Genomic DNA, 13,452 nt, shown 5'->3' on the forward strand with positions numbered 1-13,452 from the left:
GGTGAATGACGCGAGACATGTACTGGTGCTGCCCGACCGCGACGCCGCCGAGGAGGTGGCACAGGAGCTGGCGGGCCGCTTCGGGGTGGCCGAGGAGCCCCAGCTCCTACGCGATGCGCTGGCCGGCGAGGACGACGCCGAGGACGCGCAGTGGCTGGTCGTCGTGGAGGACCCGAAGGCCCGCCTCGACCCCGCGGCGCTGGACGATTTCGCCGCGGAGTACGAGGGCTGGCTGGAGGCCTAGCGCCCTGGCTCGGCGCGTCAGCGCGTCAGCCGTTCAGCCCGTCAGCTCGGCCGGCTCGGGGCGGACGGCAACCGGTCGAGTACCAGCCCGAAGTGGTCGCGGTAGGCCGCCAGGACCGCGGCATCGTCGGCCAGCGGCTGCTCATGGCGCTCACCGTGCTCGGTGGTGACCAGTTTGCGGCCGCTGAGCGTGATCCGGCCCTTGGCGGTGAGCCGGGAGCAGACGAGGGACCGGGGGAAGTGCGAGGCGGGCGAGGTGCGGTGCCACCAGGACCCCGCCTCGAAGTCGGCCAGGACGCGGGGCCGCGTATCGAGGCGGAACTGCGGTTTGCCGTCGCGGTAGACGTCGAGATCGCCGTACTCCGTGGCCTCAGCGATCCGGAACGTACCGGCCGGGTCCCGCTGATCGCCCCGCTCGTCGAGCGCGAGGGGGTGCTGGGTGTGGTCGCCGAACCCGACATCGGCCAGCCAGGGGCCGGAGGAGTCCGCTGTCTCGACGCGCAGGGCGAGATGGTCGTACGGGATGCCGAGCCGCCCTTCGTCACCGAAAGCACGTGCCTGGAGGAGGGTGACCTTGAAACCCAGCTCCCGCAGCAACACGGCGAATGCGCCGTTGAGTTCGTAGCAGAAGCCGCCCCGTCGGGCATCCACGATCTTGGCGAGGAGCGCCTTCTCCTCGAGCACGATGTCCTCGCCGAGATGGATGGAGAGATTCTCGAACGGGACTGTCCGCAGGTGCCGCAGCTGCAGATCGCGCAGAGCGGCGGCGTCGGCGCGCTCCGGGCGGGTGGCCCCGATTCGGCGGAGATAGGCATCCAGGAGATTGGCGTCCATGAAATGAGTCTGGCGCGACGTCGGACCGCGCGCCATGGACCGCAGGTCCTAGGCCTGTAGGCCGAGGCGCCTGGGGCGGATACGCCGCTGGCGTGCGGTCCACGACCGATGAGGAGCGGGAGCGGCGGCGGCCGCCCGACGCGGCGGCCTGGAGCCGACGTGCGGCCGGGAGCGGCGCAGGCGGGAGCAGCGCAGGCGGGACGAGGTACGCACTTTGCACAGCCACCCGCTCAGAAGGGCGGCGGGTCCGGCCCGCTGCCCTGGCCCCTCGGCACGGCCCGCAGGTCCGCGCCGCCTCCGGTGACCGCGATCGCCCCGTCAGTGTCCGTGCGCAGCACCACCGCTCCCCCGGTCCGGAGCGCGTCGACGGTACGGGGCGACGGGTGACCGTAGAAGTTGTTCCGGCCGCAGGAGATCAGCGCCAGTCGCGGGCGCACATTCCGTAGCAGGCCGGGGTGTTGGTGGGCGGAGCCGTGATGGGCGACTTTGAGGACGTCGACTGGCGGGAGTGCCGGGTGGGTCGACAACAGCCCTCGCTGGGCAGGGGGTTCGAGGTCGCCGAGGAGCAGAAGGGTCGGGCCGCCGACGATTCGCACCAGCAGTGTGACGCTGGCGTCATTGGGGCCGTCGGGAACGAGCGAGGAGGCGCGGGTCGGACCGGGGCCGGGGGCTGCCCTGGGCCACAGCACCTGCCAGGCGAGCCGCCCGACCCGGCGCCGCTCCTCGGGTCCCGCGCGGATGACGGGTACCCCGGCGGCGGCCGCCGTTCTCCGTACGAACGCGCTCTGCTCCCGCGGCTCGTCGAACGTCGTCGTCTGGACCGCGCCGACGGCCCTCCCTCTCAGCAGCCCGGGCAGCCCTCGGACATGGTCGGCATGGAAATGCGTCAGCAGGATCAGCGGAATCCTGGTGATGCCCAGGTCCCTCAGACAGCGGTCGGCGAGCTCCGGGTCGGGCCCCGCGTCCACGACCACGGCCGCGCCCTCGCCCGCCGCGAGCACGGTGGCATCCCCTTGCCCGACATCGCACATCACGAACGTCCAGCCGGGCGGCGGCCAGCCGGTGACGACCCTGGTGAGCGGGGCCGGGCGCAGCACGGCGAGAAGGAGCAGCAGCGCGCAACCGACTGCTGCCCAGGGATGGCGCGGCAGTCGGCGCGCCACCAGCACGAGCAGGGCCGTGACCGTGGCGAGCAGCAGACCGCCGCGCCAGCCGCCCGGCCAGCCCGCCTGCGCCCCGGGCAGCGCCGCGCCGGTACGGGCGACGGAGGCGATCCAACCGGCGGGCCATCCCGCGCAGCGGGCGAGCACCTCGGCGACCGGTATGGCCAGCGGCGTCACTGCGAGCGCCGCAAAGCCGAGGACCGTGGCCGGGGCGACCGCCAGCTCGGCGACGAGATTGCAGGGGATGGCCACCAGACTGACCCTGGCGGCGAAGATCGCCACCACAGGAGCGCACACGGCCTGGGCCGCGGCAGCGGCGGCCAGCGTTTCGGCGAGCCGCGGCGGCACCCGTCGCCGTTGCAGCGCCGCGCTCAGGCCGGGGCCGATGGTGAGCAGGGCACCGGTGGCCAGCACGGAGAGCAGAAAGCCGTAACTGCGCGCCAGCCATGGGTCGTACAGGACGAGCAGCAGTACAGCGGCGGCCAGCGCGGGAATGAGCGATCGGCGGCGCCCGGTGGCAATGGCGAGCAGTGTGATGAGCCCGCACCCGGCCGCCCGCAGCACGCTTGGCTCCGGACGGCACACGACCACGAAGGCGAGTGTGAGCGCCCCGCCGATCAGCGCGGTCCCGCGCAGCGTGATGCCCAACCTGGGCGCGAGGCCGCGCCGTTCGGCCAGCAGGGCGGTGCCCGGCGGCCCGATCAGCAGGACGAGCACGATAGTCAGGTTGCTTCCCGACACGGCGAGCAAGTGCGTGAGGTCGGTCGCCTCGAAGGCGTCGTGCAGGTCGGGCGCGATCCGGGAGGTGTCGCCGACCACGAGCCCGGGCAGCAGGGCGCGGGCGTCGGGGTCGAGCCCGTCTGTCGCCTCACGCAGTCCCGCCCGGAGGCCTCCGGCCGTGCGCTGGAGCGCGGTCGGCGGGCCGGTGATCCGCGGCGGCCCGCCGCCCTGCGCCCTCAGTACGGCGGCGAAACGGTCGTCCGCGTTCAGTGGGGGCGCGAGCCGGCCTGCCAGCCGCAGTCGGGTGGAAGGCAGCAGCCGCTGCCACTGCGCGCCGGGCCCCGGGGACGAAACGGACCCGCCGGAATCGCCCGAATCACCCGGCTTCCGCGACGGCACAATCACCAGGACAGGCGTCCGGATCGCCGTGACCGCGCCGCCCGGAGCCGTGACCCTGGTCGCCTCACCGTCCAGCACGATCGATGTGGCCGCCATATGGTCACCGCGGATCCGGGGCCGAGTCGTTCGCGGATCGGAGGTGACCGTCAACTCGACGGTGACATAAGCGTACTGATCCGCCAGGGCGGGAAGCGGCCCCCTGCGCAGATCCGCGCCGTGCAGCCCGGCCGAGGCCGCTCCTGCCGCGGCGCACAGCAACAACGCCGCCACGGCAGTGGCGTTGAGCCCACGCCCACGGACCCTCATGACCGCGCCTACGGCACGCACCACCGCCGGAGCCAGCAGCACGGCCGCCACGACGAGGCAGGCCGTCACACCCACCGCCGTCCACCAACCCGGCGCCCCCACCGCGAGGGCCGCCGCGACCCAGGCCGCCAGGGCCGGCGGCACCAGGCGCAGATCGGCCGGACCCTCCTGCCGCGGATCGGACGCCCCAAGCCGATGACCCGACGCGGCATGAACCACCGGGCGCGTCATGTCCGTCATAGCCGTAGCAGGGTCTGGAGATCCGCGAACCGGCGGTCGCCGATCCCATTGACCTCGCGGAGTTCGTCGACGGACCGGAACCCCCCGTGCCGGGTGCGGTAGTCGACGATGTGCTGCGCCAGTACGGGACCGACCCCGGGCAGGGTGTCGAGCTGCTCCACGGTCGCCGTGTTGAGGCTCACCGGCCCCGCGGCCTGCGCGCCACCCGTGCGAGGGCCCGTGCCCAATCCGGTCGCAGGCGGTCCTGGCGGTGCAGGCCCGCCCACCACCACCTGCTCACCGTCCATGAGGACCCGTGCCCGGTTGAGTCCGGACAGGTCCGTGCCGGCCCTGACGCCTCCTGCCGCTCGCAGCGCGTCGGTGACCCGGGATCCGGCGGGCAGTTGGTGCACCCCCGGCCGACGCACCTTGCCGCTCACATCGACGACGATCCGCCCGCCGGGCCCGGTGTCGGACGGCGATGGCCCCGGCGAAGGCCGCGGCTCCGGAGAGGCCGCACTCTGCTGGACCAGCTCCGGAGCGCGTACGGTCTGCGGTCGGGCCGCCCAGAAGTGCTGGGCCGCGAAGACCGCGGCGACCACGAGGACGACGGACAGTGCGGCGAGAGCCCTGGGTTCGAGCCCGCACCTGAGCTGCACCCACAACGGCAACCGCTCCCGCAGCGCAAGCCCCGCCCACCGCCGGGTGTCCGCCCCCGTACCGGTGGCTGCCCCAGCGCCTGCCCTTGCCCCGGTGTCGACATCCACACGCGAGCGCGCGACAGCCGCGTCGAGCCCAGTGCCCGCACCGCGCGGCGCACCCTCGAACAGGGCATCCGCGCGGCGGCGCAGGGCTGTGGTCGAAGCGGCGGACAAGCTTCTGCCGCGCCGTCGGCCCGGGTGGCGTAAGCCGCGGCTCGGGCCGCGATCCGGACCGCGGCCGGGTCCTGAGCCGCGGCTTGGTGCTGAGCCGCGGCCGTGACAGGCGCGGCTGTCCGAGGCCGGGGCGCGGCCCGGGCCACTGGTTGCGGAGCCTGATCGGAGAGCCATGCCACAGGACGGTAGGCATATCCGTCCGAGCCCGCTGAGCAGGCCCAATTTCCGTGGACAGCCCACCCGTTGTGGATAACTCGCTCACCCGCAGAGGCGACAGCGGCGCCCATCAGCGCGCAGCAGCGCCCCTCAAACCGCCTCAGCGGGGCGAGACCACGGCCCCCAACAGCCCCGGCCCCGTGTGCGCCCCGATCACCGCACCCACCTCGCTGACGTGCAGATCGACCAGGCCGGGCAGCCGGTCACGCAGCCGCTCCGCGAGCGCGGCGGCCCGCTCCGGCGCGGCCAGATGGTGCACCGCAATGTCCACCTGGCTCGTACCCGCCCGGTCGGCGACAATCTCCTCCAGCCGGGCGATCGCCTTCGAAGCCGTGCGCACTTTCTCCAGCAGCTCGATCCGGCCGCCGTCCAGCTGCAGCAGCGGCTTCACCGCGAGCGCCGAGCCCAGCAGCGCCTGCGCGGCCCCGATACGGCCGCCGCGGCGCAAGTAGTCCAGTGTGTCGACGTAGAAGTACGCGGACGTGCCCGCGGCCCGCTTCTCCGCGGCGGCCACCGCCTCGTCCAGCGTGCCGCTCGCCTCCGCCGCCTCAGCGGCCGCGAGCGCGCAGAATCCCAGGGCCATCGCGACCATCCCGGTGTCCACCACCCGCACCGGCACCGGAGCGTCCTTGGCGGCCAGCACAGCGGCGTCGTACGTCCCCGAGAACTCCGCCGACAGATGCAGCGATACGATCCCCGTCGCACCGGCCTCCGCGCACCGCCGGTACGCCTCGGCGAACACCTCGGGGCTCGGCCTGGATGTGGTCACAGGCCGTCGCTTCTGCAATGCCAGCGCCAGCGAGCGTGCCGAGATCTCGGTGCCCTCCTCGAGCGCCTGATCACCGAGTACGACGGTCAGCGGCACTGCGATGATGCCGTGCCGCTCCATCGTCGGCGGCGGCAGGTAGGCCGTTGAATCGGTGACGATAGCGACATGGCGGGACATGAGCGGGAGGTTACCCGTCGGGGCCGCCGTACGGCAGCCCGGCCCCTTGCCAATGGCCGCGTCGCCCCGGCCGATGGATCAGTTCGTGGTCTCCGGACGGGCCTTCTTCTGCCAGGGATAGGCGGTCTGCTGCCGGGGATCGCGCGCTGTGATCGCCTGCGGCTGTTCGGCCACAGTGTGCCCGGGCCCGGCCTCGGACCCGGCCCCCGACTCGGCCCGGGTCCTGGCCACCGACTCCGGCCAGGTCTGCTCGGACGCGACACCATGGCCCGCTGCGTCCGCTCCGGCCCCGGCGGTCCGCCCCGCCTCCGGCCAGGACCCCGGCTCCGCGGCGTCCGGCACATCCGGCATCTCGGCGCCCGGCACACCCTCACCCGACCAGTGCCGCAGCGCCCCCGCCTCCACATCGATCTGCATGCTCAGCGCATCCAGATCGTCGTCCGCGAACTTCCGTGCCCGGTCCCGCGCCGCCCAGCGCAGCGACTCGGCAGAGCGCGTGATCCGCTCCGTACGCTCGCGCAGCCCGGGCAGCATTGAGACCACGGTCGCCCGGTCCGGCTCGCGCTCCAGCCGCTTGAGTTCGTCGTCGAGCTCATGACCGTGCGCACTCAGCCGCCGGAACAGGTCCAGCGACTCGGAGAGCGAGGCGTCCTCCGCCACACCCGCGTGCAGCGCGTCCTGCGTCGCCCTCATCGACGTACGCAGCGACAGCCGCAGCTGCGCCAGCTCGCCGGCAGCGCCGCCCTGCCCATAGCTCTTCGCCCGCAGCGTGGTCTCCTCGACGGTGCGGCGCGCCTGCGCGACCGTGCGCTCCACACGCCGCTTGGCCGCGCCGACCACCTTCACGCTCACGTACACCCCCAACGCCACAAAGGCGACGAAAAGCAGCGCCAGAATCAGTATCGCGGCTTCCATGAGCGCCCCTCCGGCGTCGGATGTTGTCCTTCCACGGTAAACGGAACGGGCAGGCCGGGGGTTCCATCGGAACCCCCAACCTGCCCGTAGGGGAAACCCCTGTGAGACTGGCCGGACCCTAGGCGGGCACGATGTTGACCAGCTTCGGCGCCCGCACGATCACCTTGCGGATGCCCGCGCTGCCCAGCGCCGCGACCACTGCGGCATCATTCAGCGCCAGCGCCTCCAGCTCCTCGTCCGAAATGGACGGGGAGACGTCCAGCCGCGCCTTCACCTTGCCCTTGATCTGCACAACGCATGTCACTGACTCGTCCACGACATACGCCGGGTCGGCGACCGGGAAGGCCTGGTGCACGACCGAGTCGGTGTGCCCCAGCTTGTGCCACAGTTCCTCGGCGATGTGCGGGGCCAGCGGGGCGATCAGCAGCACCAGCCGCTCCGCCACGCTCCGCGCCAGCGGGCCGCCCACCTTCGTCAGATAGTTGTTCAGCTCGGTGATCTTGGCGATGGCGGTGTTGAAGCGCAGGGCCGCCAGGTCCTGTCCGGCGCCGTCGATCGCCTTGTGCAGCGCACGCAGCGTCGCCTCGTCGGGCTCGGTGTCGACGACCGTGACCTCACCGGTCGCCTCGTCGACGACATTGCGCCACAGCCGCTGCAGCAGGCGGTACTGGCCGACGACGGCGCGGGTGTCCCACGGCCGCGAAACATCCAGGGGGCCCATGGCCATCTCGTACAGACGCAGCGTATCCGCGCCGTACTCGGCGCAGATCTCGTCCGGAGTGACGGCGTTCTTCAGGGACTTGCCCATCTTGCCCAGCTCGCGCTTGACGCTCTCGCCCTCGAAGTAGAACTTTCCGTCCCGCTCCTCGACGTCGGCGGCCGACACCGGGAAGCCGCGGCTGTCCCGGTAGACGTACGCCTGGATCATGCCCTGGTTGTACAGCTTGTGGAACGGCTCGACCGAGGAGACGTGCCCCAGGTCGAACAGCACCTTCGACCAGAACCGCGCGTACAGCAGGTGCAGTACAGCGTGCTCGGCGCCGCCGACGTACAGATCGACGCCGCCGTGCGGCTGGCCCTCGCGCGGCCCCATCCAGTACTGCTCGATCGCCGGGTCGACCAGCTTCTCGCTGTTGTGCGGGTCCAGGTAGCGCAGCTCGTACCAGCACGAACCCGCCCAGTTGGGCATGGTGTTGGTCTCCCGGCGGTAGCGCTTGACGCCGTCGCCGAGGTCCAGCTCCACATTGACCCAGTCCTCGTTGCGCGACAGCGGAGTCTCGGGCTGAGTGTCCGCGTCGTCCGGGTCGAACGTACGAGGGGAGTAGTCGTCGACCTCCGGCAGCTCCAGCGGCAGCATCGATTCGGGCAGCGCGTGCGCGATGCCGTCCTCGTCGTAGACGATCGGGAAGGGCTCGCCCCAGTAGCGCTGCCGGCTGAACAGCCAGTCCCGCAGCCGGAAGTTGACCGTGCCCTCGCCGATGCCGCGCTCGGTCAGCCATTCGGTGATCTTGGCCTTGGCCTCGGCGACGCCCAGGCCGTCCAGCGAGATCTCGTCGTTGGCGGAGTTGATCGCCGGGCCCTGTCCGGTGAAGGCCTCGCCCTCCCAGCCGTCCGGCGGCTGGACGGTACGGATGATGGGCAGTTCGAAGGCCTCGGCGAACTCCCAGTCACGCTCGTCCTGTCCGGGGACGGCCATGATGGCGCCGGTGCCGTAGCCCATCAGGACGTAGTCGGCGACGAAGACCGGGATCTGTGCGCCGGTGACCGGGTTCAGGGCGTAGGCACCGGTGAAGACGCCGGTCTTGTCCTTGTGTTCGGTCTGCCGCTCGACGTCACTCTTCGTCTGGGCCTGCTTGCGGTACGCGGCAACAGCCTCGGCCGGAGTGGCGGCACCGCCGGTCCAGGCCTCCTTGGCGCCCTGCGGCCACTCGGCCGGGACGATGGAGTCGATCAGCCCGTGTTCGGGGGCCAGCACCATGTAGGTGGAGCCGAACAGCGTGTCGGGGCGGGTGGTGAAGACCGTGACCTTCGCGCCGTCCTGGCCGCCGACCTGGAAGTCGACGCGCGCGCCCTCGCTGCGCCCGATCCAGTTGCGTTGCTGCAGCTTGATGGCCTCGGGCCAGTCCAGCGCGTCCAGATCGTCCAGCAGCCGGTCCGCGTAGGCGGTGATGCGCATGTTCCACTGGCGCAGCTTCGCCTTGAAGACGGGGAAGTTGCCACGCTCGGAGCGACCCTCCGAGGTGACCTCCTCATTCGCCAGTACGGTGCCCAGGCCCGGGCACCAGTTGACGGGCGCGTCGGAGGCATACGCCAGCCGGTAGCCGCTCAGCACATCGGCGCGCTCGGCGGCGCTCAGCTCGCTCCACGCGCGCGTGCCGGGCGTCGGACGCTCACCGCTCTCGAACTGGGCGACCAGCTCGTCGATCGGGCGGGCCTTCTGTGCGTCCTCGTCGTACCAGGAGTTGAAGATCTGGACGAAGATCCACTGGGTCCACTTGTAGTAGTCCGGGTCGATCGTCGCGAACGACCGGCGCTTGTCGTGACCCAGGCCCAGCCGGCGCAGCTGGACCTTCATGTTCTCGATGTTGGCTTCGGTGGACACCCGCGGATGCGTGCCGGTCTGCACGGCGTACTGCTCGGCCGGCAGGCCGAAGGCGTCGAAGCCCAGCGTGTGCAGGACGTTGTGGCCGGTCATGCGCTGATGGCGGGCGAAGACGTCAGTGGCGATGTAGCCCAGCGGGTGCCCGACGTGCAGGCCGGCGCCCGAGGGGTAGGGGAACATGTCCATGACGAACTTCTTGGGCTTGGCCGCCAGGGCGGCGTCCCCGGCCAGTTCACCGCTCGGGTTCGGCGCTTCGTACGTGCCCTTGGCGTCCCAGACGTCCTGCCAGCGTGCCTCGATGTCGGCGGCCATGGCAGCCGTGTAGCGGTGCGCTGCTGCCACCTCTGCGGCGGCAGCGGAATTCGTCTCGCTCATGATCCTTAAAGCTCCATCGATCGTCTCTGCCAGCGGATTCGAAAACGAAAAAGCCCCTCGCACAGGAGGGGACGCCGCGCCGATTCCAACCGGATCTTTCATCCGTCGGGACTGATCAGCGCGGCTCGCTAAGCAGAAGGCGTACGGCACGCATAGCAGCAGAGTACCGCAGCGACCGAACCGCCCGCACGACTCCGCTTCGGCGGTCGGTGGAGGGCGAGCGGCAAGGACCGGCGCCACCCGGCGGCCACACGCGACCCCGCCCACCCGAGCTGCCGATCCGACTCCCGGGCGACCCTCGGCGACCGCTCCGTCACCCATTGCACCTCTTCACGCCCCCGGCGCACGCCCCGCGTCGAACCCCGGCGCACACCGCGAGGCGCATCGGTTCGCGTCGCGAGGCACACAAGTTACTCGGCGTATCCCCCCTATCCGGGGCAACCTCAGAGTCAGTTGTCTGTGGTTCCGCTCTCTAAACGCTCAAACCACGAACCACTCGGTATGGGTCGACTTAGCATGCGTCAACGGGACCGTATTTCCCGCACCATTCGGAGTCGCCCCATGAACCCTCGCAATCGCAAGAGCCGTTCGTCCCCCGCACCGAGCGCCGGGCTCAGCCGCCAGGCCCAAGGTGGCCTGACCGCAGCGGCATTGGTACTCATACCCTTGCTCGCCGTCGGCGGGAGTGACAGCTTTCGTGCCGCGCTCGACTTCACCACCGGGGTTTTGTCCCTGTTGTGCCTGACCTCGTCCGTGGCGTGGGGTCTGATCGCCACCGACAGGCTGCTGCTTTCCACCCGGCACCGCCTTGTTGCCCAGGCCGTCCACCGGAGCACCGCGGTGGCCTCGCTCGGCTTCCTCCTGCTCCACGTGACCGTCAAGGTCTCGCTTGGACACGTGGAATTGATCGGCGCGCTGATCCCGTTCGGACTCGGCGTCACCGGTACGTCCGCCCTGATCGGCTTCGGCTCGCTGGCCGGCTTCCTCATGATCGTCGCAGCGACGACAGGGGCGCTGCGCAGCGCCCTCGCGGCCAACGTCCGGGTGGCGGGCCGCTGGCGGCCGCTGCACATGCTGGCCTACCCGGCCTGGAGCTTCGCCCTCGTGCACGGGCTGTACACCGGCCGTCCCGCCGCGACCTGGGTGGTCACGATGTACTGCCTGGCACTCGCCGGCGTCGCAGCAGCCGTCGCGGTACGGACGCTGCCACGGCCTGTACAGCGACGCATCGCCAACAAAGTTCTTTCGCTGACCGGCTCGGACGACGACAGGTCGCGGGCGGACGAGAGGGCACAGCGCGATCTCGGCGTCTCCCCGCTCCCCGGCGCAAGCGGAGTGACCGCACCGGCGGGCCTCAACCGTATGAACGGCATTCCCTCGCAGCGCGCCTACGAGGCGGAGTTCCAGCGCGAGACCCCGCTCGGCCAGTCGCGTGCGCAGCCCCCACGGCTCTCCGCCCCCTCGCCGCAGCTCTACGAGGCCCCGCCGCCCCCGGAGACGGATCCCCTCGGCAGCAGTGGCGTCGGCCCCGGCCCCGGCATTTCCGCCGCGTACCGGGCGGTGTCCCTCGCCGGCGACCAGACGGCCCCGCTGGCAGAACGCATCCTGATGACGGACGAGATCCCTGTCGTCTCGGAGTCGGGTCCCCCGCCCGGCGCCTGGCCCACACCGTCACCGCCGCCGCCCGCGCAGGCCGTCCCGTCCGCGCCGCCGGTGCCGCCCGCATACGAGCCCCCCGCTCAGCCGGCCTACGAGCCGCCGCCCTCGTACGACGCACCCCCCGCGTCGTACGACACACCCACCGCTCCGTACGCGGCCCCCTTCGCGTACGACCCCTCATCCGCCTACGACCCCTCAACACCGTACGAAGCACCTTCGTCCCCGTACCAACCCGGCACCGCCGATGCGTACGACGAGACGGCGCAGATGCCCGGGCCTCTCTTCCCGCCCCCGGCCGGGGAACCCTGGCACGCGCCCGCAGGAGACCGACCGTGAACACCCCCCTTCCTGATGTCCCCGAGGTCCGCGTCGTCGGCCTTCCCCAGCTGACGCAGGGGTTCGATCTTGTCGAGCGACTCGACCTCCCCATGCATCTCAAGGTGCACGGCCCTCTTGAACCGATGACCGGCGAGCGGCTCGCCCAGCTCGCCGACGACATATCCCTGCGCGGCCGCGGCGGCGCGGGCTTCCCCTTCGGGCAGAAGCTGCGCGCCGTAGCCAAGTCCGCCATCCGACGCGGGGTGCGGCCCGTCGTCGTGGTCAACGGCAGTGAGGGCGAGCCCGCCTGCCGCAAGGACACCGTGCTGCTCAACCGCGCGCCCCATCTGATCCTCGACGGCGCCCTGATCGCCGCCGAAGCGCTCGGTGCGCGCACCCTGGTCGTCGCGGTCACCCGTAACTCGACGGAGATCTCCATCCGCGCCGCCCTGGCCGAGCGCGGACTCTCCGACCGGCGCGGGCAGCAGCTGCGCGCGCGGGTCGTACGCACCCCCGAGCGCATGGTCTCCGGCGAGGCCTCCTCCGTCATCCGCGCCGTGAACGGCGGCCCCGCGCTGCCGCCCGGCCGCCGTGAGCGCGCCTCCGACACCGGCGTCGGCGGGGCCCCGACCCTGCTGTCCAATGCGGAGACGTTTGCGCAGCTCGCCATCGGCGCCCGTATCGGCGCCCGCCGCTACAGCCACACCGGCCTGGAGACTGAGCCCGGCACCGTCATGCTGACGATCTCCGGGGCGGTCGCGCGCCCGATGGTCGTCGAGGTCCCCACGGGCGTGCCGCTGCGGTACGTGCTGCAGCTGGCGGGCGCCCCGCCGCTCCCCCAGGGCGTCCTCACCGGCGGCTACCACGGCAACTGGATCGACGCGATGGCCGTCAGCGAGGCGCTCGTCTCACGTGAATCGCTGGCCTCCCTGGGCGGCGCGCTGGGCGCCGGCGCGATCCTGCCGATCGGCCCCGAGACCTGCCCGCTGGGCGAGGCGCTACGGGTGGCCAACTGGCTCGCAGCCGAAACGGCCGGCCAGTGCGGTCCCTGCAAGCTCGGCCTGCCCGCGGCGGCCGGCGGCCTGTCCGACGTCATGAACGGCGGCGGCCCGGCCGCCCTGGAGGCGCTGCGCGAGGTGACCCAGGCCGTGAAGGGCCGGGGCGCGTGCAAGCACCCCGACGGCTCGGCGCGCTTCTTTGCCTCGACCCTGTCCGCCTTCACGGACGATCTCGCCGCCCATGTGCTCCACGGCGGCTGCGGACGCGAGACGACCGGCGTGCTGCCGCTGCCCGAGCCGGGCTACGAGGAGGCGGTGGAGTCGATTCCGAGCGGCGAGAAGATCTTCATCGACTGGACGCTCTGCCAGGGCCACGGGCTCTGCGCGGACATCATCCCCGAGCTGATCCGGCTCAAGCCCGACGGCTTCCCGTCGGTGGCCGACGCGGTCGTCCCCACGCATCTGCGGGGGAGTGCGCAGCGGGCCGTACGCCGGTGCCCCGCGCTGGCGATGCGTATCGAGCAGTCTCCGGCCGACCGTGCGCCCGCGCCCGCCGGCCGGCCGGCGCTGCCCAGCAGCAACCGCAAGGCCCTTGGCAGCGGCCGCGGCTGACGGACACACAAGGAAGCGGGCCATCCGATCCGGATGGCCCGCTTCCTTGTGT

The 13,452-nt window shown here is 71.8% G+C and carries 9 protein-coding genes; 3 read left to right on the plus strand and 6 right to left on the minus strand.

Annotation, left to right across the window (positions count from 1 at the left end; all coding sequences use genetic code 11):
* Position 1: 1 nt before the first annotated feature.
* Positions 2–244, plus strand: a complete 243-nt coding sequence (locus AB0D12_RS13800; RefSeq protein ID WP_362680940.1) for a hypothetical protein — start codon at positions 2–4, stop codon at positions 242–244.
* Between the two features lie 41 nt (positions 245–285).
* Here the strand turns inward: AB0D12_RS13800 and AB0D12_RS13805 are convergent, their stop codons facing one another.
* The 6 genes from AB0D12_RS13805 to leuS form a co-directional block, all read right to left on the minus strand.
* Positions 286–1,077, minus strand: a complete 792-nt coding sequence (locus AB0D12_RS13805) for an arylamine N-acetyltransferase (protein ID WP_362680943.1) — start codon at positions 1,075–1,077, stop codon at positions 286–288.
* Positions 1,078–1,307: 230 nt separating this feature from the next.
* Positions 1,308–3,896 carry a ComEC/Rec2 family competence protein gene (locus AB0D12_RS13810; protein WP_362681294.1) on the minus strand — a complete coding sequence of 863 codons (2,589 nt, stop codon included), beginning with the start codon at positions 3,894–3,896 and terminating at the stop codon, positions 1,308–1,310.
* Between the two features lie 5 nt (positions 3,897–3,901).
* Positions 3,902–4,933 carry a ComEA family DNA-binding protein gene (locus tag AB0D12_RS13815; RefSeq protein WP_362680946.1) on the minus strand — a complete coding sequence of 344 codons (1,032 nt, stop codon included), beginning with the start codon at positions 4,931–4,933 and terminating at the stop codon, positions 3,902–3,904.
* Between the two features lie 142 nt (positions 4,934–5,075).
* Positions 5,076–5,921 carry a DegV family protein gene (locus AB0D12_RS13820; protein WP_362680949.1) on the minus strand — a complete coding sequence of 282 codons (846 nt, stop codon included), beginning with the start codon at positions 5,919–5,921 and terminating at the stop codon, positions 5,076–5,078.
* Between the two features lie 78 nt (positions 5,922–5,999).
* Positions 6,000–6,836, minus strand: a complete 837-nt coding sequence (locus AB0D12_RS13825; protein ID WP_362680952.1) for a hypothetical protein — start codon at positions 6,834–6,836, stop codon at positions 6,000–6,002.
* Positions 6,837–6,954: 118 nt separating this feature from the next.
* A complete protein-coding gene (gene leuS / locus AB0D12_RS13830) occupies positions 6,955–9,813 on the minus strand; it encodes a leucine--tRNA ligase (protein ID WP_362680955.1) in 2,859 nt (952 codons plus the stop codon).
* A gap of 561 nt (positions 9,814–10,374) precedes the next feature.
* On the opposite strand from leuS, the gene AB0D12_RS13835 reads away from it, so the two are divergent.
* Both AB0D12_RS13835 and AB0D12_RS13840 read left to right on the plus strand, forming a co-directional pair.
* Positions 10,375–11,808, plus strand: coding sequence for a hypothetical protein (locus AB0D12_RS13835; RefSeq protein WP_362680958.1), 1,434 nt, complete (start codon positions 10,375–10,377; stop codon positions 11,806–11,808).
* Complete coding sequence (locus AB0D12_RS13840; RefSeq protein WP_362680962.1) at positions 11,805–13,400, plus strand: NADH-ubiquinone oxidoreductase-F iron-sulfur binding region domain-containing protein; 1,596 nt, start codon at positions 11,805–11,807, stop codon at positions 13,398–13,400. The genes AB0D12_RS13835 and AB0D12_RS13840 overlap by 4 nt, the downstream gene beginning before the upstream one ends.
* Positions 13,401–13,452 lie beyond the last annotated feature (52 nt).

Origin of the sequence: Streptomyces sp. NPDC048479 (genome assembly GCF_040651435.1) — a bacterium.
Lineage (GTDB): Bacteria > Actinomycetota > Actinomycetes > Streptomycetales > Streptomycetaceae > Streptomyces.